General features: G+C 73.8%; 20 protein-coding genes and 1 pseudogene. 5 read left to right on the top strand and 16 right to left on the bottom strand.

Annotated features, from left to right (window positions below; translation table 11 throughout):
• Nucleotides 1-7: 7 nt before the first annotated feature.
• Entirely contained in the window at nucleotides 8-379 is a 372-nt protein-coding gene (locus AB0L89_RS12010; RefSeq protein WP_365138373.1) for an NTP pyrophosphohydrolase, read from the bottom strand.
• A 64-nt stretch (nucleotides 380-443) separates the two neighbouring features.
• Between AB0L89_RS12010 and AB0L89_RS12005 the strand changes: the two genes are divergently transcribed.
• The gene (locus AB0L89_RS12005) at nucleotides 444-1514 is read left to right on the top strand and encodes a hypothetical protein (RefSeq protein WP_365138370.1); all 1071 of its coding nucleotides are present in this window, start codon (nucleotides 444-446) and stop codon (nucleotides 1512-1514) included.
• Between the two features lie 87 nt (nucleotides 1515-1601).
• On the opposite strand, the gene AB0L89_RS12000 is transcribed toward AB0L89_RS12005, so the two are convergent.
• The 5 genes from AB0L89_RS12000 to AB0L89_RS11980 form a co-directional block, all read right to left on the bottom strand.
• Nucleotides 1602-3737: a 3-hydroxyacyl-CoA dehydrogenase NAD-binding domain-containing protein gene (locus tag AB0L89_RS12000; protein WP_365138367.1), complete on the bottom strand. Its 2136-nt coding sequence runs from the start codon at nucleotides 3735-3737 to the stop codon at nucleotides 1602-1604.
• Complete coding sequence (locus AB0L89_RS11995) at nucleotides 3734-4960, bottom strand: acetyl-CoA C-acyltransferase (RefSeq protein ID WP_365138364.1); 1227 nt, start codon at nucleotides 4958-4960, stop codon at nucleotides 3734-3736. Before AB0L89_RS11995 ends, AB0L89_RS12000 begins: the two co-directional genes overlap by 4 nt.
• 343 nt (nucleotides 4961-5303) lie before the next feature.
• Nucleotides 5304-6569 carry a ribonuclease D gene (locus AB0L89_RS11990; protein ID WP_365138361.1) on the bottom strand — a complete coding sequence of 422 codons (1266 nt, stop codon included), beginning with the start codon at nucleotides 6567-6569 and terminating at the stop codon, nucleotides 5304-5306.
• Between the two features lie 78 nt (nucleotides 6570-6647).
• Nucleotides 6648-7310 carry a response regulator transcription factor gene (locus AB0L89_RS11985; RefSeq protein WP_016643199.1) on the bottom strand — a complete coding sequence of 221 codons (663 nt, stop codon included), beginning with the start codon at nucleotides 7308-7310 and terminating at the stop codon, nucleotides 6648-6650.
• Nucleotides 7311-7580: 270 nt separating this feature from the next.
• Nucleotides 7581-8240 (bottom strand): DUF3000 domain-containing protein, encoded by a 660-nt coding sequence (locus AB0L89_RS11980; protein ID WP_365138357.1) that lies wholly within the window; start codon nucleotides 8238-8240, stop codon nucleotides 7581-7583.
• Between the two features lie 85 nt (nucleotides 8241-8325).
• Between AB0L89_RS11980 and hemE the strand changes: the two genes are divergently transcribed.
• A complete protein-coding gene (gene hemE, locus AB0L89_RS11975; protein WP_365138354.1) occupies nucleotides 8326-9399 on the top strand; it encodes a uroporphyrinogen decarboxylase in 1074 nt (357 codons plus the stop codon).
• A 110-nt stretch (nucleotides 9400-9509) separates the two neighbouring features.
• Here the strand turns inward: hemE and AB0L89_RS11970 are convergent, their stop codons facing one another.
• A complete protein-coding gene (locus tag AB0L89_RS11970; protein WP_365138351.1) occupies nucleotides 9510-10901 on the bottom strand; it encodes an FAD-dependent oxidoreductase in 1392 nt (463 codons plus the stop codon).
• Between the two features lie 54 nt (nucleotides 10902-10955).
• Nucleotides 10956-11957, bottom strand: coding sequence for a DUF4349 domain-containing protein (locus AB0L89_RS11965; RefSeq protein WP_365138348.1), 1002 nt, complete (start codon nucleotides 11955-11957; stop codon nucleotides 10956-10958).
• A 124-nt stretch (nucleotides 11958-12081) separates the two neighbouring features.
• On the opposite strand from AB0L89_RS11965, the gene hemG reads away from it, so the two are divergent.
• The 3 genes from hemG (at nucleotide 12082) to AB0L89_RS11950 (ending at nucleotide 14830) form a co-directional block, all read left to right on the top strand.
• Nucleotides 12082-13545: a protoporphyrinogen oxidase gene (gene hemG / locus AB0L89_RS11960; RefSeq protein ID WP_365138345.1), complete on the top strand. Its 1464-nt coding sequence runs from the start codon at nucleotides 12082-12084 to the stop codon at nucleotides 13543-13545.
• A 4-nt stretch (nucleotides 13546-13549) separates the two neighbouring features.
• Entirely contained in the window at nucleotides 13550-14284 is a 735-nt protein-coding gene (gene hemQ / locus AB0L89_RS11955) for a hydrogen peroxide-dependent heme synthase (protein WP_365138342.1), read from the top strand.
• 171 nt (nucleotides 14285-14455) lie between these two features.
• Nucleotides 14456-14830 (top strand): RNHCP domain-containing protein, encoded by a 375-nt coding sequence (locus AB0L89_RS11950; RefSeq protein ID WP_365138339.1) that lies wholly within the window; start codon nucleotides 14456-14458, stop codon nucleotides 14828-14830.
• 28 nt (nucleotides 14831-14858) lie between these two features.
• Here the strand turns inward: AB0L89_RS11950 and AB0L89_RS11945 are convergent, their stop codons facing one another.
• The 8 genes and pseudogenes from AB0L89_RS11945 to AB0L89_RS11910 form a co-directional block, all read right to left on the bottom strand.
• Nucleotides 14859-16460 carry an alpha/beta hydrolase gene (locus AB0L89_RS11945; RefSeq protein ID WP_365138336.1) on the bottom strand — a complete coding sequence of 534 codons (1602 nt, stop codon included), beginning with the start codon at nucleotides 16458-16460 and terminating at the stop codon, nucleotides 14859-14861.
• A gap of 130 nt (nucleotides 16461-16590) precedes the next feature.
• Complete coding sequence (locus AB0L89_RS11940; protein ID WP_365138333.1) at nucleotides 16591-17364, bottom strand: TIGR04222 domain-containing membrane protein; 774 nt, start codon at nucleotides 17362-17364, stop codon at nucleotides 16591-16593.
• A 189-nt stretch (nucleotides 17365-17553) separates the two neighbouring features.
• Nucleotides 17554-18294 (bottom strand): annotated as a pseudogene (locus tag AB0L89_RS11935) (DUF4142 domain-containing protein); the annotation flags it as partial.
• A 143-nt stretch (nucleotides 18295-18437) separates the two neighbouring features.
• Nucleotides 18438-19550: a TIGR04222 domain-containing membrane protein gene (locus tag AB0L89_RS11930; protein WP_365138330.1), complete on the bottom strand. Its 1113-nt coding sequence runs from the start codon at nucleotides 19548-19550 to the stop codon at nucleotides 18438-18440.
• 4 nt (nucleotides 19551-19554) lie between these two features.
• On the bottom strand, nucleotides 19555-20874 hold the full coding sequence (locus tag AB0L89_RS11925) for a DUF692 domain-containing protein (protein WP_365138580.1): 1320 nt from the start codon (nucleotides 20872-20874) through the stop codon (nucleotides 19555-19557).
• A gap of 155 nt (nucleotides 20875-21029) precedes the next feature.
• Nucleotides 21030-21797 carry a DUF4142 domain-containing protein gene (locus AB0L89_RS11920; protein ID WP_365138327.1) on the bottom strand — a complete coding sequence of 256 codons (768 nt, stop codon included), beginning with the start codon at nucleotides 21795-21797 and terminating at the stop codon, nucleotides 21030-21032.
• Between the two features lie 67 nt (nucleotides 21798-21864).
• Nucleotides 21865-22491, bottom strand: a complete 627-nt coding sequence (locus AB0L89_RS11915; protein ID WP_365138324.1) for a TIGR03086 family metal-binding protein — start codon at nucleotides 22489-22491, stop codon at nucleotides 21865-21867.
• Nucleotides 22488-22922, bottom strand: coding sequence for a hypothetical protein (locus tag AB0L89_RS11910; protein WP_365138321.1), 435 nt, complete (start codon nucleotides 22920-22922; stop codon nucleotides 22488-22490). Before AB0L89_RS11910 ends, AB0L89_RS11915 begins: the two co-directional genes overlap by 4 nt.
• Nucleotides 22923-22961: the final 39 nt, after the last annotated feature.

Raw genomic sequence — 22961 nt, 5'->3', positions numbered from 1 at the left:
GTCCCGGCTACCCGGGGCGCACGGTGCGCGGGCCCGCGCACTCGGCCCCGGTGTCGCCGACCCTGCGGCGCAGTTCGCGGTCGGCGGTGACCACCAGGCAGGGGCGTCCGGCCGCCTCGGCGGCCAGCTCCACGATCCGGTCGTCGCCGCTGCCGGGCGCGGTGTCCACGCGGACGCCCGGCACGGACTCCACGCCGCGCGCGGCCCCCTCGACGACGAGGACGATGTCCAGCGGGCCCGGCCGGTCCGGCAGCCCCTCGGCGGCGTACGCGGCCAGGGAGTCCCGCAGCCGCTCGGTGGCCCCGCGGCGGTCGCGCCACCAGCCGTCGGGGACGGAGCCGACGACGTTGGCCGCATCGACGACGACGAGAGTTGTCATGCGGCAAACGTAAACTAATCGGCAAAACGCTGTGCGTCGTGAAGCGAAAGGGTGGCGCCGAGTCATGCCGTCGAGGTCCATCAGCACCGGTGCTCCGGATACCGCCCGCTGGCTGCTGAGGGGCCGGGACGGCCGGCTCACGGCGTACGCCCGCGCCGAGGGCGGACTCCTGCGCTGGACGGAGCGGCGGCCCGGCGGCCCGGACTGGCGCGGCCCCGACTTCTTCGAGGCCCCCGACCTGACGTACCTCACCCTGGCCCAGGGCGCCGACGGGTACGTGCACTTCGTGGGGCGCCGGGAGCGTCCGGGCGACGACGGCAAGGCGGTCGTCGACGTCGTGCACTCCATCCAGTACCAGTCGGGGCGGCCGCTCATGGACTGGCGCTCGCTCGGCAATCCGCACACCAAGCTCGTCGAGCGCGCCCCGAGGCTCGGCGCGCCCGCCGCCGCGGTGGACGCCGCGGGCACCGTCCACGTCTTCGTGCGGGACGCCGTGGGCAGCGTGCGGATGCGCCGCGAGGGCAAGGGCGGCAAGTGGGAGGGGTGGAAGGACTTCAAGGTCCGCGACACCCTGGACGGCATCGCCGCGCTCGCCACGGCCACGGGCCGCGTGGAGGTCCTCGCCCCCGCCGCCAAGGCCACGCTGCGCTGGGCCCAGGAGAGCCAGGGCGGCGACCTGGCGCGCGCCGACGACGTGCCGCTCGCCCCGGTCCCCGGCTCCGGCACGGTCCTGGAGACCGCCGCCGACCGGTTCACGTACTACGCGGCCGACGTCGACGGCGACGGTGTGCTCGCCCACCGTCCGGCCGACGGCGGGGCGGCGATCCCGCTCGGCGGCACGCCCTCGCAGGGCCCCACGGCCGCCCTGCGGACGACGGTCGACGGCCACGAGTGCACGGTCCTCGCGCACCGCACGTCCACCGGCCGCCCGGCGCTCGCCGCGTTCCCGACGCAGGACGAGGCGGCGGGCCTGTGGTGGGCGGAGACCGGCGAACCCTGCCTGGGCGCACCGGCGTTGGCGCTGGACGCGCACGGGCGCGTGGTCATGGCGGCGATCGGCCTCGACGGCACCCTGCGCCTGGCCCGCCAGAAGGCGGAGCCGGGGCTGGCGCTGGGGGCGTGGGACCGGGTCTGAGCCGGGCCGCGGCACGGAACGACGGCGGGGCCGTACGGGAGCGGACTCCCGTACGGCCCCGCCGTGTCGAGGCGATGTGCGGCGGCGTTACGCCGGGACGCTCGCCACGCCCTGCGCGAGGAACCGCTTGCCGTTCACCCGCTCGCTGACGCCCTCACGGTCCAGGTACGGCGTGATGCCGCCCAGGTGGAAGGGCCAGCCCGCGCCGGTGATCAGGCAGAGGTCGATGTCCTGCGCCTCGGCGACGACACCCTCGTCGAGCATGAGCCCGATCTCCTGGGCGACGGCGTCCAGGACGCGGTCGCGGACCTGCTCCTCGGTCAGGACGGAGTCGCCCTGCTTCAGGAGGGCGGCGACCTCCGGGTCGAGCTCCGGCTTCCCGCTGTCGTACACGTAGAAGCCGCGCTTGCCCGCCTTGACGACGGCCGCGAGGTTCGGGGAGACCGTGAAGCGGTCCGGGAAGGAGCGGTTGAGCGTCTCCGACACGTGCAGACCGATGGCCGGGCCGACCAGTTCGAGCAGGACCAGCGGCGACATCGGCAGACCGAGCGGCTCGACGGCCTTCTCGGCGACGGCGACCGGGGTGCCCTCGTCGATGACGTTCTGGATCTCGCCCATGAAGCGGGTCAGGATGCGGTTCACGACGAACGCCGGGGCGTCCTTCACGAGCACCGCGGTCTTCTTCAGCTTCTTGGCGACGCCGAAGGCCGTGGCCAGCGAGGCGTCGTCGGTCTGCTCGCCGCGCACGATCTCCAGGAGCGGCAGGATCGCGACGGGGTTGAAGAAGTGGAAGCCGACGACCCGCTCGGGGTGCTTCAGCTTCGACGCCATCTCGCTCACCGACAGCGAGGAGGTGTTGGTGGCGAGGATCGCGTGCGCCGGAGCGACGGCCTCGACCTCGGCGAACACCTGCTGCTTGACGCCGATCTCCTCGAAGACGGCCTCGATGATGAAGTCGGCGTCGGCGAAGCCCTCGGCCTTGTCCAGGACACCGGAGACGAGCGCCTTGAGGCGGTTCGCCTTGTCCTGGTTGACGCGGCCCTTGAGGAGCAGCTTGTCGATCTCCTCGTGGACGTAGCCCACGCCCTTGTCGACGCGCTCCTGGTCGATGTCGGTCAGCACGACCGGCACCTCCAGGCGGCGCAGGAACAGCAGCGCGAGCTGCGAGGCCATCAGACCGGCGCCGACGACGCCGACCTTGGTGACCGGGCGCGCCAGGTTCTTGTCCGGGGCGCCGGCGGGGCGCTTGCCGCGCTTCTGCACGAGGTTGAACGAGTAGATGCCCGCGCGCAGTTCACCGCCCATGATGAGGTCGGCGAGCGCGGTGTCCTCGGCGTCGAAGCCCTGCTGGAGGTCGCCGTCCTTGGCGGCCGCGATGATCTCCAGGGCGCGGTACGCGGCCGGGGCGGCGCCGTGCACCTTGGAGTCGGCGATGGCACGGCCGCGCGCGACGGCGGCGTCCCAGCCCTCGCCGCGGTCGATCTCGGGGCGGACGACCTCGGTCGTGCCGCCGAGGACCGACGCGGTCCAGATCAGCGACTGCTCCAGGAAGTCGGCGCCCTCGAAGATCGCGTCGGCGATGCCGAGCTCGAAGACCTGCTTGCCCTTGAGCTGGCGGTTCTGGTTCAGCGAGTTCTCGATGATGACCGAGACGGCCTTGTCGGCGCCGATCAGGTTCGGGAGCAGCGCGCAGCCGCCCCAGCCCGGGACCAGGCCGAGGAAGACCTCGGGCAGCGAGAAGGCGGGCAGCGCCTTGGAGACGGTGCGGTAGGTGCAGTGCAGACCGACCTCGACGCCACCGCCCATGGCGGCGCCGTTGTAGTACGCGAAGGTCGGCACGGCGAGGCCCGAGAGGCGCTTGAACACCTCGTGGCCGCCCTTGCCGATGGCGAGCGCGTCCTCGTGGTGCTTGAGCAGCTCGACGCCCTTGAGGTCGGCGCCGACGGCGAAGATGAACGGCTTGCCGGTGATGCCGACGCCGACGATTCCGCCCTCGGCCGCCTCCTTCTCGACCTGGTCGATCGCGGCGTCGAGGTTCGCCAGCGAGGCCGGGCCGAAGGTGGTCGGCTTGGTGTGGTCGAAGCCGTTGTCCAGCGTGATGAGGGCGAAGCGGCCCGCGCCCGCCGGGAGGTCGAGGTGGCGTACGTGCGCCTGCGTGACGACCTCGTCCGGGAACAGCTCGGCCGCACCCTTCAGAAGCTCAGCGGTGGTCGTGGTGCTCACTTCTCGCCTCCGGCGTCCTTGTGGTGGGGGTTCTCCCAGATGACCGTGGCGCCCATGCCGAAGCCGACGCACATGGTCGTGAGGCCGTAGCGGACCTCCGGCTGCTCCTCGAACTGCCGCGCCAGCTGCGTCATCAGGCGTACGCCGGAGGAGGCGAGCGGGTGGCCGAACGCGATGGCGCCGCCGTACTGGTTGACGCGCGCGTCGTCGTCGGCGATGCCGTAGTGCTCCAGGAAGGCGAGCACCTGCACGGCGAAGGCCTCGTTGATCTCGAAGAGACCGATGTCGGAGATGGACAGGCCCGCCTGGGCCAGCGCCTTCTCCGTCGCCGGGATCGGGCCGTAGCCCATGACCTCGGGCTCGACGCCAGCGAAGGAGTAGGAGACCAGCCGCATCTTGACCGGCAGGCCGTTCTCGCGGGCGAACTCCTCGGAGGCGATGAGCGAGGCGGTGGCGCCGTCGTTCAGACCGGCGGCGTTGCCCGCGGTGACGCGGCCGTGCGTACGGAACGGCGTCTTGAGGCCCGCGAGGTTCTCCAGCGTCGTGCCCGGACGCATCGGCTCGTCGGCGGTGGCGAGGCCCCAGCCGGTCTCACCGGCCTCCGCGTTGGTCCGGCGTACGGAGATCGGCACGAGGTCGGCCTGGATCTTGCCGTCGGCGTACGCCTTGGCGGCCTTCTCCTGCGAGCGCACCGCGTACTCGTCGGCGCGCTGCTTGGTGATGCTCGGGTAGCGGTCGTGGAGGTTCTCCGCCGTCATGCCCATGAACAGCGCGGACTCGTCCACGAGCTTCTCGCTCACGAACCGCGGGTTCGGGTCGACGCCCTCGCCCATGGGGTGGCGGCCCATGTGCTCGACACCGCCGGCGACGGCGATGTCGTACGCACCGAAGGCGACGCTGCCCGCGACGGAGGTCACGGCGGTCAGGGCACCGGCACACATGCGGTCGATGGAGTAGCCGGGCACGGACTGCGGGAGTCCGGCGAGGATGCCGGCGGTGCGGCCGATCGTCAGGCCCTGGTCGCCGATCTGCGTGGTCGCGGCGATGGCGACCTCGTCGATCTTGGCGGGGTCGAGGTCCGGGTTGCGGCGCAGCAGCTCCCGGATGGCCTTCACGACGAGGTCATCGGCACGGGTCTCGTGGTAGATGCCCTTCGGGCCCGCCTTGCCGAACGGGGTGCGGACGCCGTCCACGAAGACGACGTCCCTGACGGTACGAGGCACGATGGCTCTCCTCCAGGGTGCGGTGCGCCTGCCGGCGCGCTTCCGCAGTCCACCCTACTTGTCGGTAACTATGCGGCCAAGGCCCGCCGGGTGCCGCTCTGGCGAGGCGAAGGTCACACTCGTCGATGCCTCCGATCGGAACTCGGCACCGGGGTGGTGCCCACCGTTCCGTCGTGCGGAACGGGTGGGCACCACGGGACCCCCGGCCCGCAACGGGGCCTCCCCCGGCCCGCGACGCGAACCACCCGCCCACCCGGTTCGCCGCTCGGTGCGGAGTGTTGGGTGGGCGGGTGGGAAAGGTCTTCGCCGCGAAGCGGCGGCCTGAACGCGCGACGACCGGCAGTCAGCCGAGAGCCGTCACCAGAACGGGCGTGACGAGCGAGATCTGCCACTGCCGAGCCCCGTGCCCGGCAAGGGCGGCCGCCACGGAATCCCCGTTCACCTGGGCCGGCGGCTCCCAGCAGACGCGCCGGACCGTGTCCGGAGTGATCAGGTTCTCCTGCGGCATGTGCAGCTGCTCGGCCAGCGCCGAGACCGCCGCCCGCGCCGCGGAGAGCCGTGCCGCCGCGGCGGGGTCCCGGTCCGCCCAGGACCGCGGCGGCGGAGGCCCGCTCACCGCCTGCCCCGGCTGCGGAAGCTCCGAGTCCGGCAGCGCCTTCGCACGGTCGACCGCGGCCTGCCACTGCTCCAGCTGACGCCGCCCCATGCGGTGCCCGAAGCCGGTGAGCCCCGCGAGCGCGTGCACGTTCGGCGGCAGGGCGAGCGCCGCCTCGACGATCGCGCCGTCGCTCAGGACCTTGCCCGGCGACACGTCACGCCGCTGCGCGACCCGGTCGCGCGCGGTCCACAGCTCCCGCACGGCCGCCATCTGGCGACGCCGCCGCACCTTGTGCATGCCGGACGTCCGGCGCCAGGGGTCCTTGCGGGGCGGCGCGGGCGGCGCGGAGGCGATGGCGTCGAACTCCTCGCGGGCCCACTCCAGCTTGCCCTGCCGGTCGAGCTCCTTCTCCAGGGCGTCGCGCAGGTCGACGAGGAGCTCGACGTCCAGCGCCGCGTACCGCAGCCAGGGCTCGGGCAGGGGGCGCGTCGACCAGTCGACGGCGGAGTGCCCCTTCTCCAGGACGAAGCCGAGCACGCTCTCGACCATCGCGCCGAGCCCCACCCGGGGGAACCCGGCGAGCCGGCCCGCCAGCTCCGTGTCGAAGATGCGCGCGGGGACCATGCCTATCTCCCGCAGGCACGGCAGGTCCTGGGTGGCGGCGTGCAGCACCCACTCCGTGTCGCCGATGGCCTCGCCGAGCCCGGACAGGTCGGGGCAGGCGACGGGGTCGATCAGCGCGGTGCCCGCGCCCTCGCGGCGGAGCTGGACGAGATAGGCCCGCTGGCCGTACCGGTAGCCGGACGCGCGTTCGGCGTCGACGGCGACGGGGCCGGTGCCGGCGGCGAACGCGGCGATCGTCGCGGCGAGGGTCTCCTCGTCGGCGATCACCGGCGGCACGCCGTCACGCGGCTCGAGCAAGGGGATCGGCGCCGTTTCGACGTCGTCCGGAGGGCCGCCTCCGGTGGTTCGCAGTGAGCTGTCTGCTGCGGTCTCTTGGGCGTCGGTCACCTGTCAAGGGTATCTGTGTATGCACGGCGCCCGTCGACGGAACGTTCCGTCGACGGGCGCGCGAGGGTTGTAAATCAGTCAGTGGATGATTCCGGTGCGCAGGGCGACCGCCACCATCCCGGCCCGGTCACCCGTGCCGAGCTTGCGCGCGATGCGGGCGAGGTGGCTCTTCACGGTCAGCGCGGACAGGCCCATCGAGACGCCGATGGCCTTGTTGGACTGGCCCTCCGCGACGAGGCGGAGCACCTCGACCTCACGTCCGGACAGCTCGCGGTAGCCGCCGGGGTGGCTCGGGGTGCCCGGAGGGCGGCGGTGCATTCGGGCGGCGGCCGAGCCGATCGGAGCGGCGCCGGGGCGGGTGGGGAGTCCGACGTTCGTACGGGTGCCGGTGACGACGTAACCCTTCACACCGCCCGCGAGGGCGTTGCGCACGGCACCGATGTCGTCGGCGGCGGAGAGGGCGAGGCCGTTGGGCCAGCCCGCGGCGCGGGTCTCGGACAGGAGCGTCAGGCCGGAGCCGTCGGGGAGGTGGACGTCTGCGACGCAGATGTCCCGGGGGTTGCCGATGCGGGGACGAGCCTCCGCGATGGACGAGGCCTCGATGACGTCGCGTACACCGAGCGCCCACAGGTGGCGGGTGACGGTGGAACGGACGCGGGGGTCGGCCACGACGACCATGGCGGTCGGCTTGTTCGGGCGGTAGGCGACCAGGCTTGCGGGCTGCTCGAGGAGAACGGACACCAGGCCTCCTGGGGTGGCGGGACGGGCACCGGCTCGGGGATGAAGCCGGGACGAACCGTGCTTTTCAAGGTCACAAACCTCTTCGGCAGCAAACCCGTCGGCCTTTAGAGAATGATCACGATTTGATGAGCCTGAATCCGGGCAATTCGGACATGTGCTCGATCATCCGAAGATCGAACCGAACACGGGCCCTTCCGGGTGACCCCGCCGTCCCTCAAAAGAGTGGGGCCGCCGCAGCCGCGACGGCCCCATCCGGCAACAGCCCGGACCTCAAGGGGAAAGCGGTCCTCTTCGCTGCGGCAGCGACACCACGGACCCGTCCCCGGGACCCGTCGGCGGCAGCCCCGCGACCTGGCAGAGCAGATCGCACCACGCCGCCAGATGCGCCCCCGCGTCCGGCACCCCGCCGGACCCCTCGCGGGGGGTCCACGACGCGCGGATCTCGATCTGCGAGGCGGGCGGCCGCTCGGACAGGCCCCCGAAGTAGTGCGACCCCGCACGTGTCACCGTGCCGCTCGCCTCGCCCGCCGAGAGCCCCCGCGCGCGCAGCGCCCCGGTCAGCCAGGACCAGCACACCTCCGGCAGCAGCGGGTCCGCCGCCATCTCCGGTTCCAGTTCCGCCCGCACGAGGGTGACGAGCCGGAAGGTGCCCTGCCACGCGTCGTGCCCGGACGGGTCGTGCAGCAGCACGAGCCGCCCGTCCGCGAGGTCCTCGTCGTCCTCGACGACCGCCGCCTCCAACGCGTACGCGTACGGCGCGAGCCGCTGCGGCGGCCGCGTCGGGTCGATCTCGATCTCCGGCCGCAGCCGTGCCCCCCGTAGCGCGTCGACCGCCGCGCGGAAGGGCAGCGGAGTCGAATCCGCCACCTTTCCCTCCGAACTCTCCATCTCGCCAGCGCCGTCCGACCGTTGTTCCTGAGCCGCAGCCATGCGGGGAAGGTTAAGGGGAACCGCGCCTTCGCGCAGGGAGAGACACCCGTCAGGGGGTCCCCGGTCAACGTGCGAGACTTTCCGCGTGAGTGCCAATGACAGCCGTCGCCCCGAGGGCCGGCAGAACGCAGCGACGTACGACTCCGCCTTCATGAAGGCCTGCAGGCGCGAGGCCGTGCCGCACACGCCCGTCTGGTTCATGCGCCAGGCGGGGCGCTCACTGCCCGAGTACCGCAAGGTTCGCGAGGGCACGGCCATGCTGGAGTCCTGCATGCGCCCCGACCTCGTCACGGAGATCACGCTGCAGCCGGTGCGCCGCCACGGCGTCGACGCGGCGATCTACTTCAGCGACATCGTCGTACCGCTCAAGGCGATCGGGATCGACCTCGACATCAAGCCGGGCGTCGGGCCCGTCGTCGAGAACCCCATCCGCTCGCGCGCCGACCTCGCGCAGCTGCGGGACCTCACCCCGGAGGACGTCCACTACGTCACCGAGGCGATCGGCATGCTGACCGCCGAGCTCGGGTCGACGCCGCTCATCGGGTTCGCCGGTGCGCCGTTCACCCTCGCGAGCTACCTCGTGGAGGGCGGCCCGAGCCGCAACCACGAGCACACCAAGGCCCTCATGTACGGCGACCCGCAGCTGTGGGCCGACCTGCTCGACCGCCTCGCGGAGATCACCGGCGCCTTCCTGAAGGTGCAGATCGAGGCGGGCGCCAGCGCCGTGCAGCTCTTCGACTCGTGGGTGGGCGCCCTGTCGCCCGCCGACTACCGCAGCCGCGTGATGCCCGCGTCGACGAAGGTCTTCGACGCCGTCTCCTCCTACGGCGTGCCCCGCATCCACTTCGGCGTCGGCACCGGTGAGCTGCTCGGGCTGATGGGTGAGGCCGGCGCCGACGTCGTGGGCGTCGACTGGCGCGTACCGCTCGACGAGGCCGTGCGCCGCGTCGGCCCCGGCAAGGCGCTCCAGGGCAACCTCGACCCGGCCGTCCTCTTCTCCACCCGCGAGGCCGTCGAGGCCAAGACGGACGAGGTGCTCGCCGCCGCGAGCGGCCTGGAGGGCCACATCTTCAACCTCGGCCACGGCGTCCTGCCGACCACGGACCCCGAGGCGCTGACCCGCCTCGTCGAGTACGTGCACACGCGCACCGCCGTCTGAAAGATGACCGAAAAGGGTCCCTGTCCGACCGGACAGGGACCCTTTTCGCACGTCGGCCGCGGCCGGAGGCGGGCCGGCCCGCGGGCCGGGAGCTCCCGCGGGCCGAAATCTCAGCCCGCCCGCCGGACCGCCGCCACCGCCTTGCGCGCCGCCACCAGGACCGGGTCCCAGACGGGGGAGAACGGCGGCGCGTACCCCAGGTCGAGCGCCGTCATCTGATCCACCGTCATGCCCGCCGTCAGCGCCACCGCCGCGATGTCGACGCGCTTGGCCGCGCCCTCGCGGCCGACGATCTGCACGCCGAGCAGCCTGCCCGTGCGCCGCTCCGCCAGCATCTTCACCGTCATCAGGGCCGCGCCCGGGTAGTAACCGGCCCGGCTCGTCGACTCGATGGTCACCGTCACGTACTGGAGCCCCGCCGCCCGCGCGTCCTTCTCGCGCAGGCCGGTGCGGGCGATCTCCAGGTCGCACACCTTGCTGACCGCCGTGCCGACCACACCCGGGAACGTCGCGTAACCCCCGCCCGCGTTCGACCCGATGACCTGGCCGTGCTTGTTCGCGTGCGTGCCGAGCGCGATGTGCCGCTCGCGCCCCGACACCAGGTCGAGGACCTCCACGCAGTCGCCGCCCGCCCAGACGACCCCGCCCGCCGCGGCCCCCCGCACCCGCATCGCGAGGTCGGTGAGCAGACCGCCGTGCTCGCCCAGCGGCAGGCCCGCCTCGCGCGCGAGGCCGGTCTCGGGGCGGACGCCGATGCCGAGCACCACCACGTCCGCCGGGTACTCGGCGTCCTCCGTGGCCACCGCCCTGACCCGGCCGCCGTCGCCCGTGAGGATCTTGGTGACCTCGGCGTCGTTCACCATCTCGATGCCCATGCCCGACATGGCCTCGTGCACGAGGCGGCCCATGTCCGCGTCGAGCGTCGACATCGGCTCCTTGCCGCGGTTGACGACCGTGACCCGGTAGCCGCGGTTGATCAGCGCCTCCGCCATCTCGACGCCGATGTAGCCCGCGCCGATCACCACCGCGCGCCGGCCCTCGGTCCGCGCCAGGGTGTCCAGCAGGGCCTGGCCGTCGTCGAGGGTCTGCACCCCGTGCACGCCGGGCGCGTCGATGCCGGGCAGCGCCGGACGGATCGGCCGCGCCCCGGTCGCGATGACGAGCTTGTCGTACGACGTCCAGTACTCCTCGTCCGCTTCGAGGTCGCGGGCCAGGACGCGGCGGCCCGCGACGTCGATGCGGACCACCTCCGTGCGCATCCGCAGATCGATCGCGCGCTCCCGGTGCTCCTCGGGGCCGCGCGCGATCAGCGCGTCCCGCTCCTCGACGTCGCCGCCCACCCAGTAGGGGATGCCGCAGGCCGAGAACGAGGTGAAGTGGCCGCGTTCGAACGCGACGATCTCCAGCTCGTCCGGGCCCTTCAGCCTGCGTGCCTGCGACGCGGCCGACATCCCGGCCGCGTCGCCCCCGATGACCACCAATCGCTCACGTGTGCTGCTCATGGGCACACGCTACGGCGGCCGGGCGCCGCGCCCCACCGGGGGCGCGGACATCGGTCAGTCCTGGTCGCCCCGCCCGCCCCCGGCGGCCGGCGGCACCGGCGGCACGGCCGGGATCCCGGCGGGTGCCGCGGCCCCACGGCGCGGCAGCCGGGGCCGCACGACCCGGAGCCACAGCACCAGCAGCAGCGCCGCCACCGCCACGAACGGCAGCACCGCGGCGAGCGCGACGGCGATCCACCGCAGCATCGTCACGAACGCGCCCCAGCCGCCCGCGAGCGCGTCCACGAACGACGGATCGTCGTCCTGGGCGACCGCCTTCGCCGGGCCCTCGGTGAGCGACAGCGTGATCGTCGCCATGCTCGTGCGGTCCTTCAGCGAGGCCTGCTGGGCCAGGAGCGCCTCCAGGTCCGACTGACGGGTGCTCAACTCCCCTTCCAGCGTGACCACATCGCTGAGCTTCGTCGCCTTGTCCATCAGCTCGCGCACGCGCGCCACGCTCGCCCGCTGCGACGCGACGCGGCTCTGCACGTCGACGACCTGGTCGGTGACGTCCTCGGCCTTGGCCTCGCGGTCGAGCAGCTTGCCGGTGCCCTCCAGGGACGCGAGGACGTCCTCGTACTTGTCCTGCGGGACGCGCAGGACGACGCGGCTGCGCTCACGGCCGTCGGAGTCGCGGGTGGTGTTCTCGTTCCCCACGATGCCGCCCGCGTCCTCGGCGGCCGCGCGGGCGTCCGCCAGGGCGCCGGACACGTCCTTGACGCGCACCGTCAGCTTCGCGGTGCGGATGATGTGCGTGCCGGTGGCCTTCGGCGGCTTCTTCGCGCCGGACTGACCGGCCCGGGAGTCCTCGGACCCGCCGCCGCCCGCGTCGGCGGCCCCCTTCCGCCCGGCCTCGGCGCCCGCCGCCTTGTCGTCGGAGCCGCCCCCGCTGTCGCTGTCGCCCCCGGCCGCCGAGCAGCCCGTGACGGCCAGCGCGAGCGCGAGCAGGAGCCCGAGGAGGGCCGAGACGGTGCGGTGCCGGGGCGGGCGGTAAGTGGACCTGCTGGACGTGTGCATCGGCGTACCCCCCGAGGGACGTGGTGACTGTGCTCCTACGACGCAGGACCGGGGCGAAACGATGGTTGCCGACGGGTCCCGATGCGGTCACGGTCAGGACTCGCCGGTCTGAGAGAGTGGGGGCATGCGCGCAACGGACACAGGAACGGGCAGCGGCCACGCCGTCGTCATCGGGGGCGGGATCGCCGGACTGGCCGCCGCGCACCGATTGCTCGCCGCCGGGACGGCGACGCGCGTGACCCTTCTTGAGGCCTCCGACCGGCTCGGCGGCAAACTGCACGCCGGCGAGATCGCCGGGGTCCGCGTCGACCTCGGCGCCGAGTCGATGCTCGCCCGCCGCCCCGAGGCCGTCGCGCTCGCCCGCGAGACCGGCCTCGCCGACCGCCTCCAGCCGCCCGCCACGGCGACCGCCGCGATCTGGACCCGCGGCGCCCTGCGCCCCATGCCCAAGGGCCACGTCATGGGCGTGCCCGGCGACGCCTCCGCCCTCGCCGGTGTCCTCTCCGAAGAGGGCCTGGGCCGCATCGGGCAGGACCGCGACCTGCCGCCCACCGAGGTCGGCGACGACGTCGCCGTCGGTGAGTACGTCGCCGCGCGCCTGGGCCGCGAGGTCGTCGACCGCCTCGTGGAGCCCCTGCTCGGCGGGGTGTACGCCGGGGACGCGTACCGCATCTCGATGCGCTCGGCCGTCCCGCAGCTCTTCGAGGCCGCCCGCACGCACACCTCCCTCACCGAGGGCGTCCGCGACATCCAGGCGCGCGCTGCGCGCAACCAGCAGACCGGGCCCGTCTTCATGGGCATCGACGGCGGCATCGGACAGCTGCCGCTTGCCGTCGCCGGGTCGCTGCGCGCGCGTGGCGCCCGGATTCTGACCAACACGCCGGTCACCGAGCTGCTGCGCACGCCCGACGGCTGGCGCGTCGTCACCGAGAACGGCCTCTACGAAGCCGACGCCGTCGTCGTCGCCCTGCCCGCGCCCGCCGCCGCGCACCTCCTGGCGGCCGTCGCGCCCGCCGCGGCCGCCGAGCTGCGCACCGTCGAGTACGCCTCCATGGCGCTCACCACCCTCGCCTACCGGCGCGACGAGATCGACCTCCCCGAAGGCAGTGGTTTTCTCGTGCCGCCCGTCGACGGGCACACCATCAAGGCGTCCACCTTCGCCAGCCGCAAGTGGGGCTGGATCGACCGCCAGGACCCGGACCTGCTCGTCCTGCGCACCTCCGTCGGGCGCTACGGCGAGACGAAGATCCTGGAGCGCGACGACGCCGAGCTCGTCGAGGTCTCCCGGCACGACCTGCGCGCGGCCACCGGCCTGACCGCCACGCCCGTCGCCGCCCGCGTCACCCGCTGGAACGACGGACTCCCGCAGTACCCCGTGGGCCACCACGCGCGCGTGGCCCGCATCCGCGCCCACGTCGCCGCGCTGCCCGGCCTCGCGGTCTGCGGAGCGGCGTACGACGGCGTCGGCATCCCCGCCTGTATCGCGAGCGCCAACGCCGCCGTCGACCAGCTGGCCGGTGACCTCGCCGGTGTGCAGGAGCTCACCCGGAACCCGGTGCAGAGTCTGCACGGCGGCGGAGGAGAATAGCCGCATGAGTGACGACGCCCCCGCCAATCCGCCCGTCGGCAAGACGCAGAACGCCGGCAAGAAGGCCAAGGACCTCAACGAGGTCATCCGCTACACGCTGTGGTCCGTCTTCAAGCTGCGCGACGCGCTGCCCGAGGACCGCGCGGGCTACGCGGACGAGGTCCAGGACCTGTTCGACCAGCTGGCCGCCAAGGACATCACGGTCCGCGGCACGTACGACGTCTCGGGGCTGCGCGCCGACGCCGACGTCATGATCTGGTGGCACGCCGAGACCGCCGACGAGCTGCAGGAGGCCTACAACCTCTTCCGGCGCACCAAGCTGGGCCGCGCCCTGGAGCCGGTCTGGTCGAACATGGCGCTGCACCGCCCCGCCGAGTTCAACAAGTCGCACATCCCGGCCTTCCTGGCCGACGAGACGCCGCGCAACTACGTCAGCGTCTACCCCTTCGTGCGCTCCTACGACTGGTACCTGCTGCCCGACGAGGACCGCCGCCGCATGCTCGCCGACCACGGCAAGATGGCCCGCGGCTACCCCGACGTGCGCGCCAACACGGTCGCCTCGTTCTCGCTGGGCGACTACGAGTGGATCCTCGCCTTCGAGGCCGACGAGCTCTACCGCATCGTCGACCTCATGCGTCACCTGCGCGCCTCCGAGGCCCGGATGCACGTCCGCGAAGAGGTGCCGTTCTACACCGGCCGCCGCAAGTCCGTGGCCGAGCTGGTGGCGGGTCTCGCCTAGCCGGTAATTCGCTTGCCGCGCCCGCCCGGTGCGGGTTTCATCGAGAGGTCGGGCCGACTGGGGCCCGGCCTTTCGTGTGCGTGGACCAGAAAGCCGGTGAGTGTATGCCCAGGGCCCTGCGGAATCCTTCGAGCCCACCCCCTTCCGCATTGCTCAGGAGTCACTCCGACCATGTCCCGCAACACGTCCAGGCGGGCGCGCACTGAAGCACGCGCCCGGTCCTTCCGCTGTCTGCACTGCGGTCTCGACGTCCCGACGACCGCGCCCGGCACCGGCCACCGCAACCACTGCCCGAACTGCCTGTGGAGCCGTCACCTCGACGACACCCCCGGCGACCGGGCCGCGGACTGCGGCGCCCGGATGGAACCCCTCGCCATCTCCGTGCGCGGAGACGGCGAATGGGTCCTCGTCCACCGCTGCACCCACTGCGGTGTCCTGCACGCGAATCGCACGGCGGGCGACGACAACGCCTTGCCGCTGACGCGGCTGGCGGTCCGCCCCTTGGCACAGCCGCCGTTCCCGCTGGAACGGCTCGGCGCGCTCTGAGCGCCCCCCAAGGGGCGCGGCGACGGGCTCAGAGGTCCTTGGGAAGCGCCGCGGCCCGTTCCCCCGTCAGGGGCTCGGGCTCCCGGTGCGGCGCGCACGCCGCGCGCCGCACCGGCACGGTGCCCTCCAGGAGATACGCGTCCAGGTGACCGTTGACGCACTGGTTGGGCCCGGCGCCGATGCCGTGCGTGCCCGCGCCCTCCTCGGTCACCAGGACCGAGCCGGCCAGCCTTCGGTTCAGCTCCTTGGCGCCCTCGTAGGGGGTCGCCGCGTCCCGCTCGGCCGCCAGGATCAGGGTGGGCGGCAGCGCGCCCTCGGCCGTCCCCACGTCGACCGGCTGCTGCCGGGGCGCGGACCAGTAGGCGCACGGCAGGTTCATCCAGGCGTTGTCCCAGGTCTCGAAGGGGGCGACGCGCGCGAGCCGGGAGTTGTCGCGGTCCCAGATCCGGAAGTCCGTGGGCCAGGGCGCGTCGTTGCACTCGACGGCCGTGTAGACGGCGTTGCCGTTCTCCTCCTCGACGGCCCCCCTCGGCTCGGGCGCGGCCTGCTCGATGAGCGGCTTCGGGTCGCCCTTCAGATACGCGGAGAGCGCCGACGCCCGCGTCGGCCAGTAGTCGTCGTAGTACCCGGCCTTGAGGAAGGCGGCCTGCAACTGGCCGGGGCCGACCTTGCCGCCCGCCGGCTTGTGGGCCAGCTCGGCGCGCACCTTCTCGTAGCTGCGCAGCACGTCCTCGGGCGTCGCGCCGAGGTGGTACGTCTTGTCGTGCTTGGCCACCCACGTGCGGAAGTCCGCCCAGCGCCGCTCGAAGGCCGCGGACTGGTCGAGGTTGTTGTCGTACCAGATCTGCGCGGGGTCGGGGTCGACCGCCGAGTCGAAGACCATGCGGCGCACGTGGGACGGGAACATCGTCGCGTAGACGGCTCCGAAGTAGGTGCCGTACGAGGCACCCATGAACGTCAGCTTCCGCTCGCCGAGCGCGGCCCGCAGCACGTCCAGGTCGCGCGCGTTGTTCAGCGTCGTGTAGTGCCGCAGCCCGGGGTTGCGGGCCGCGCACCCGCGCGCGTAGGACTGCGCCTGCGCGATGCGCTCCCGCTTGTACGAGGCGTCGGGGTGGGTCGGCGCCTGCGTGGGCGCCTTGGCGAACTGCTTGGGGTTCTGGCAGGACAGCGGCGCCGAGCGGCCGACGCCGCGCGGGGCGTAGCCGACCAGGTCGTACGCCGCCGCGATGCGCTTCCACTCGGGCATGACGCCCACCAGCGGGAAGTACGTGCCGGACGCGCCGGGACCGCCCGGGTTGAACACGAGCGCGCCCTGGCGCGCGGTCTTCTTGCCCCGGTCGCCGCCCGTCGCCTTGGTGCGGCTGACGGTCAGCTTGATCTGCCGTCCGTCGGGCCGGGCGTAGTCGAGCGGGACGGAGACGGTGCCGCAGCGGACCGACGGGGGCAGTCCTTCGGCCTCGGCGCAGGCGCCCCAGCGGATTCCGGCGGCCTCGGCGCGCTGGGCGGCGAGGACGGTGCCGTGGGCCTCGGGGGTGGGCGTGGTGCCGCTCGCGCTTCCCGCGGGGGCGGCGACGAGGGCGGTCAGGACCAAGGATCCGGCGGTTCCGTAGCGGGCGGCTGCTGCTCTCATCGCGCTTGTCTACCCCTCATGTCCGGCCGTGCGTTCCGGGCGGTGATCAATAAAGGGGATGATTCGTGCGGTGTTTCGCGAAGTAAAGCACCGGCCTGCCGGTGTCGCCGGTGTCGGCCCGATCAGCCCGTCAATGACGCCGTTGGGCCGATGCGCCGGGGCCGCGGTGGGAGAAGGCCGCCCGCAGGCCGGGATCGCCCGTCGCGCGGACCCCGCGCACGGCCACGGCGGTGAGGTGGTCGCCGTGCGTCGAGAGCGTGCCGAGGAGGCGCTGGCCCGCGGGGGACGCCCACCGGGTGTAGGGGTGGACCTCGACGCGCGCGATGACCAGACAGGCCACGCACAGGATCAGCGGCAGCGCGAACCAGAGCCCCACCGGCACCTGCCCCTCGGCAGGCCGCTCCTGTGTCGGCAGCAGCACCGCGACGGTGCCGAGGGCGAGGACGACCACCGCCGCGGCCCGCACCTGGCGCACCGCGGCCGCGACGCCCGAGCCCAGTCCGTCGGGAACGGCGAGGCCCGCCACGACGAGCCGGTCGGCGAGCGCCCGCACCGGGTCGGCGGCCGCCGCGCCCCGGCGTATCGGCGCTATCCGCGACTGCCCCGCGGGGCCGATCGCGCCGAGCACCGAGCGCTCCATGTCGTCGCGGCCCACCGGATCGACCACGGTCGCCCAGCCGGTGTGCGCGATCAGGAGCCGCCGTGCCCTGGCCATCGCGACGAGCGTCACGTCGGCCACGCGGGAGGGGCCGCCGGACAGGAAGGCGGCTTCGTAGAGGGTGAGTTCGTGCCCGGGGACCGCGGCCCGCTCCTGTGCGGCGGCGCGGCTCGTGGCCAGGCAGAGGCGACCGCAGGACAGGCCGGTCGCGGCCCAGGCGATCAGGAGCAGGGGAACCCAGAACATGGCGGTGTTCTATGCGAAGGAGCGGCCGGGCGCCATGGTTTATTCACCATGTGGACGCGGGGTGACGGGTAGGTAACGTTCCGTTTTTCCCCGCAGGTCGCGGGACTCCCTCTTCTCCCGCTCCTTCGTCCCCTTCTTTCCTTGTCCCTTCTGTCCCTTCCCCTGCTCGGGGGCCGGGTCCGGCTTCCGTGGCTTCGGGCGTGAGGCGGCCGGGGGCAGAGGGAAGGTGGGGGAGGGGGTGACGGGTGTGGCGAAGTCGGGGGAGGCCGTCGGGCCGGGGGGTGCCGGGGAGCGGGTCACGGGGCCCGGGGCCGCCGTCGCCGCGTCCCGCGCCAGGCCGTCGAAGTCGACCAGGCCGGTCTTCTCCAGGACCGTGATGTGGTCGAGGACGGTCGTGTTCGCGTCGTCGGCCAGCTCGCGCACCAGCGAGTTGCGGGTGTTCGCGCGCACCTCGGCCACGACGGCGAAGACCTTGCCGTGCGCGCGGCGCAGGATGTTCGCGAACTTCTCGTTGTACGTCTCGCCGCGGGCCGCACTCAACTCCCGCAGCCAGCCCTGCTGTTGGTCGTTCGGCTGGCTGGGCAGTTCCAGGCTGAGGCGGGCCGCGACCTCGCGTACGCGCGCGTCCAGGAACGTGTGGCCCTCGACGAGGTGCTCGCCCGCGGTCCGCACGGCCTTCGTGGTGCCGCGCTCCTCGGCCTGCTGCCCGGCGGGCATCTCCCACAGGCCCGCGAGGCGCACCTTCGTGATGAACTCCCGGTCCAGGGCGGACAGCGGTCCGAAGTCGGTCGACACGGTCTCGGCGTTGAGCCGGTCGAGGCCGGTGCCCGAGCGGTCCTCGTAGGACCAGAGCGGAAAGATCAGTGCGGCCAGTGTCGCGACGAGACCCGCGACGATGAGGCCGGTGCCGTTGATGATTCGGGATCGCATGGTGCCTCCTGTTGCGGCACCGCACGTTAGTGCGCCCCGGGCGGGGCGCGGTCCGATACGGCGGGGAGTACGTCAACCGCCGTACGGGGCACGTCGGTTGACGGCGTGGGCGTGCGCCCCCAGAAGGCGGGAGGCCGCCTTCGTCATGAGGACCCGCCGCCTCCGCCGCCTCCGCCGCAGGAGGAACCGCCGCCCCCGCCCCCGCACGAGGACCCGCCCCCGCCCCCGCCGCACGAGGACCCGCCGCCGCTGGAGCAGGCCGAGCCCCCGCCGCTCGAACACGCCGACCCGCCGCCCCCTGAGCACGAGGACCCGCCGTCCCCGCCGCCCGAGCAGGCGAACCCGCCCCCGCCGCCCGTCCCGCACCAGACGGACGTGCCGCCGCCCCCGTTCCACCCGCTCGGATCCTGGTACGGAGCGGGGTGCGGGCCCGCGGGCGCCGTCGCCGGGGTGCGGACCCTGGCCGCGGCGACCAGCTGGGGCCGCAGGTCGGGGTGGGCCGCCGCGAGGCCGCGGACCGCCACCAGGTGCGCGGCGCCCGTGAGGTGGCCCGAGGAGGCGACGTACTCGCGCAGGGCGTACCGCCCGGCGACGGTCAGCTGCTTCGAGGTGATCGAGAGGCAGATCAGGCCGGTCGCCATGCCGAAGACGAGGCCGGGCACCAGCTGCGCGATGTCGACGGGCAGCGAGTCGAAGCGGTCCGGTGCCGTGTAGTCGCCCGGGGCGGGGGCGTCGGCCGCCAGCAGCAGCGTGGTCACGGCCGACACCACGAAGCCGAAGAAGCTCAGGGCGACCAGCGCCCCGGCCCAGCGCCGCCACTTGTGCTGGCGGCCCGGCCGCACGACGAGGCCGCGCCGGGCGAGCGCCTCGCCCGTCTCCTGCACGGGCAGGCTCCGCATCACGCCCGCCCGCAGCCAGTGCAGCGCGCCGTTCGGCGCCGCCGCGTGGGCGTCGACGACGGCCTGCTCGGCGGCGTTCCTGGCCACGGGGCGGGTGATGCCGACGACGCCGGGGCCCGCGACGGTCAGCCTGCCGTCCTCGTGCAGGCCCGCGATCAGCGCGTCGGCGGCGCGGGCGGGCCCGCCGGAGAGGAACGCGGCCTCCAGGGTGCCCCGGACGTAGACGCCGTGCTCGGGATCCAGCGGTTGTCTCGCCTGGTACGGGGACCTGGTGCGACGGGCCGCCGCCACGCCCCGGATCAGCTCCGCGGCGACGAGCGAGACGGCGATGGTGTAGACGACGCCCGCGGCGCTCATGACGTCACCGCCCGAGGGCCCGGCGGGCGGCGTCCAGGAGCCGGGCGGTGGGCCGCCGGGACAGCGGCGCGGGACCCGAGCGCTCCCGCCACCACCGGCCCAGCTCCTCCCGGGCCGCCTCGTCCTCGGGCCGGTCCGCGAGCAGCAGGTGCTCGGCGAAGTGCAGCGCGTCATGGCGGTAGCCGCCCGTCATGGGGCGGGTCCGGGCGTACGCGAGGAAGTCGGCGCGGTACGCCGTGCCGAGGATGCGGGGCAGTTCGGGCGCGACCTTCGCGACGACGTCGGCGCGCTTGGCGGCCAGGGCGTGGCTCTGCACCCGCAGGCGCGCGTGGTCGAAGCCCTCCGGCACGGGGGTGCCCGCGACGAGCGAGGAGAGCAGGGCGGCCTGGGCGAGGGCGGTGCGCTGGCGGGCGTCCGCGGAGGCGGGCGGCACGTCGCGCCGCGCGGTGCGGGGCTCCGCCGACCGTGCGCCGGCCGTCGTCACCGTGGCCCGTATCGCCGCCAACTCCCGCTCCAGCTCCGCCGGTTCGGGGAAGTTCTCGTCGCGCTCCAGGAGGACACCGGGCGGGCTGACCCGGGACGCGAGGTCGGCGAGGACCGCGAGGACCGGCTCGGGCACGGGGTGCGCATGGCTGTCGTGCCAGACGCCGTCCCGCTCGAAGCCGCCCGCCACATGGACGTACGCGATGGCCTCGACGGGCAGTTCGTCCAGCGCCTTCGCCGGGTCCTCGCCGCGGTTGACGTGGTTCGTGTGGAGGTTGGCGACGTCGATGAGCAGCCGTACGCCGGTCCGGTCGGCCAGCTCGTACAGGAACTGACCCTCCGTCATCTCCTCGCCGGGCCAGGAGATCAGCGCCGCGATGTTCTCCACGGCGAGCGGCACGGGCAGCGCGTCCTGCGCGATGCGGACGTTCTCGCAGAGCACGTCGAGCGCGTCGCGGGTGCGCGGCACCGGCAGCAGGTGCCCGGCCTCCAGCGGCTGCGTCGCGGTGAGGGCGCCCCCCGCCCGTACGAACGCGATGTGCTCGGTGACCAGCGGGGCGCCGAGCGCCTCGGCCCGCTCGGCGAGCGCGGTCAGCCGGCCCCCGTCGGGGCGGTCCGCGCCCCCGAGGCCCAGCGAGACGCCGTGCGGCACGACGGTCACCCCGCGCTCGCGCAGCCGCAGCAGGGAGTCGGGCAGATGCCCGGGGCAGAGGTTCTCCGCGACGGCCTCGACCCAGTCGATGCCGGGCATGGCCTCCACGGCGTCCGCGATCTCGGGCCGCCAGCCGATGCCGGTGCCGAGGCGCAGCCCCGGGCCGCCGTGCGTGGTGCCGGTCCCCATGGCGCCGGTGTCCGTGGTGCCGGGCCCCGTCGTCGTGCCGCTCTCCGTCCCCGGGCGCGTTCCCAGACGCTGCATGTGCCTCCCCCTTCGTCCCCCGTCCCCAGGACCATGGCCGGGACGGGGTCGTACGAACCCTCGGGAGGAGACGTTCAGAGCTACATTTGAGGTTCTGGGCGCCCGGTGTCGACCGTGCCGGGCGGCGGGGGCGAGGGGCGGGACGTCGTCGGCACACTGCCGCGGGGGCCCGCAGGCGACGGCTCCGGGGGAGTGCCCCCGGAGGGCGGGGGAGGTCCGGTCGGGCTCGCGGTCGCGCCCGCCGCGGCGCCGTTGGCGATGTCGTCGAAGTCGACGAGCCCGGTGGCCTCCAGCATCGTGATGTGGTCCAGGACGGTCTGGTTGGCGTCCGTGGCGAGCTGGCGGACCAGCGAGTTGCGGGTGCTGTCCCGCACCTGGGCGATGACGGCGAAGACCTTGCCGTGCGCGACGCGCAGCAGATTCGCGAACTTGCGCTGGTACGTCTCGCCGCTCGCCTCCGTCAGCTCCTTCAGCCAGCCCTGCTGCTGGGCGTTGGGCTGGTTGGGCAGCTCCACGCCGAGCTGTCCGGCGGCCGAACGGACCCGCCGGTCCAGGTCGGTGTGGCCGACGATGAGGTGGTCGCCCGCCTCCTTGACGGCCTCGGTCGGCGCGCGCTCGACGGCCTGCTGCCCGGCGGGTATCTCCCACAGCCCCGCGAGCCGCACCTTCACCAGGAGATCGCGGTCGGCCGCCGACAGCGGGCCCCACCGGGTGGGCACCGAACCGGCGGCCAGATTGGCGGGTCCCGTGCCGGAGCGGTCGGCGTACGACCACACGGGGAACGCGATCGCCCCCAGCGTGGCGAGGAGTGCCGCGATGATCAGAGCCGTGCCGTTGACGCGCCGCAAGGTGCCTCCCGTGGTGCTCCGGTGCCGCCGGTGATACCGGGGAGTACGGAAGATACGGGCGGGGCGTTCAGCGGCGCGAGACGTCGTACGCGACCGGTGCGGGCGTCCGGCCCAGCAGGGCCAGCGTCTCGTCCAGCGGCGAGGCGCCCTCCGGGACGGGGACGGGCGGCGCGAACGCGGCGCCGGGGCCACGGTGTTCGGGCCCCGCGGGCACCCGGCGCGCGACGGCGAGCGCGGCGTCGACGACCTCCCCGGGCAGGTCGAGCGGCACGCCGAGGGAGCGTGCGACGTCCCACCCGTGCACCACGTGGTCGACGAGGTGGAAGCCGACGGCGACGCGGCCGGGGAAGGCCCCGCCGAGCTCCGGGAGCGTGAACGACCGCTCGGCCGCGCCGTCCTCGGCGAAGGCGGCGAGGACGTGCCGCACGGACTCGGCGTACCGCTCCCGCGGGTCGCCGCCGAGGTCCTGCTCGATCCAGTACGTCCGGTCGGCCCCCACGCCACGCGCGGCGGCCGCGAAACCGTGGTGCTGGGCGGTCATATGGGCCACGAGCCGGCGCAGGGTCCAGCCCGCGCACGGGGTGGGGCGCTCCCAGTCCGCCGCGTCGCGGGCGGCGGCGAGGACGCGCAGCGACTCCTGGACGGCGACGCGGTCGAGGGCGAGGAGGCCGGTGTTCTGTGTCCGGTACGTCATGAGGGCCTCGTCTCCTTGGTGGGCGCGGGCCACGGGGCCGGGTCCGAGAGGAGGCCGAGGGCCGACGCCCACACGGCGTCCGGGGCGGGCTGTTCGGTGGTCCAGACGGTGGCGCGCATGGTGCCGTGGCCGCGGTGCGCGCGGACGGTCCGCAGGTGGTCGGGGTGGGCGACGAAGCCGTGCAGCGAGGCCTCGTCCACCCAGACGGAGACGGACCCCGAGCGCCCGCGGAGCGGGTCGGCCCACAGCCACATCCCGACGGCGCCGGGCAGGCGGGGCCAGGCGCGGCGCAGGCGCAGTCCGGAGAGGGCGATGGGGAGCAGGCGGCCGCGGCGGGCGGTGAACTCGGTGAGGCTGACGAGGACGGGCCCTTGGGGGTGTGCGGCGGGGCCGGTCCGCCATCGGGCGCGCAGGAAGGTCGGTGAAGGCATGGGCCGAGCATAAAACTAAACGAACGGTCGTGCAGGTAA

Origin of the sequence: Streptomyces sp. NPDC052114 (genome assembly GCF_040680155.1) — a bacterium.
Taxonomy (GTDB): domain Bacteria; phylum Actinomycetota; class Actinomycetes; order Streptomycetales; family Streptomycetaceae; genus Streptomyces.
Note: the sequence above shows the minus strand (reverse complement) of the source record. Positions and strands in the feature narration are given on the sequence as shown.

Excerpts from the sequence above, each read along its gene's own strand:
- AB0L89_RS12010 (WP_365138373.1), bottom strand. The coding sequence starts at position 379 with ATGACAACTCTCGTCGTCGTCGATGCGGCCAACGTCGTCGGCTCCGTC.
- AB0L89_RS12005 (WP_365138370.1), top strand. The coding sequence starts at position 444 with ATGCCGTCGAGGTCCATCAGCACCGGTGCTCCGGATACCGCCCGCTGG.
- AB0L89_RS11980 (WP_365138357.1), bottom strand. The coding sequence starts at position 8,240 with ATGGCTGCGGCTCAGGAACAACGGTCGGACGGCGCTGGCGAGATGGAG.
- AB0L89_RS11970 (WP_365138351.1), bottom strand. The coding sequence starts at position 10,901 with ATGAGCAGCACACGTGAGCGATTGGTGGTCATCGGGGGCGACGCGGCC.
- AB0L89_RS11965 (WP_365138348.1), bottom strand. The coding sequence starts at position 11,957 with ATGCACACGTCCAGCAGGTCCACTTACCGCCCGCCCCGGCACCGCACC.
- hemG (WP_365138345.1), top strand. The coding sequence starts at position 12,082 with ATGCGCGCAACGGACACAGGAACGGGCAGCGGCCACGCCGTCGTCATC.
- hemQ (WP_365138342.1), top strand. The coding sequence starts at position 13,550 with ATGAGTGACGACGCCCCCGCCAATCCGCCCGTCGGCAAGACGCAGAAC.
- AB0L89_RS11950 (WP_365138339.1), top strand. The coding sequence starts at position 14,456 with ATGTCCCGCAACACGTCCAGGCGGGCGCGCACTGAAGCACGCGCCCGG.
- AB0L89_RS11945 (WP_365138336.1), bottom strand. The coding sequence starts at position 16,460 with ATGAGAGCAGCAGCCGCCCGCTACGGAACCGCCGGATCCTTGGTCCTG.
- AB0L89_RS11940 (WP_365138333.1), bottom strand. The coding sequence starts at position 17,364 with ATGTTCTGGGTTCCCCTGCTCCTGATCGCCTGGGCCGCGACCGGCCTG.
- AB0L89_RS11930 (WP_365138330.1), bottom strand. The coding sequence starts at position 19,550 with ATGAGCGCCGCGGGCGTCGTCTACACCATCGCCGTCTCGCTCGTCGCC.
- AB0L89_RS11925 (WP_365138580.1), bottom strand. The coding sequence starts at position 20,874 with ATGGGGACCGGCACCACGCACGGCGGCCCGGGGCTGCGCCTCGGCACC.
- AB0L89_RS11915 (WP_365138324.1), bottom strand. The coding sequence starts at position 22,491 with ATGACGTACCGGACACAGAACACCGGCCTCCTCGCCCTCGACCGCGTC.
- AB0L89_RS11910 (WP_365138321.1), bottom strand. The coding sequence starts at position 22,922 with ATGCCTTCACCGACCTTCCTGCGCGCCCGATGGCGGACCGGCCCCGCC.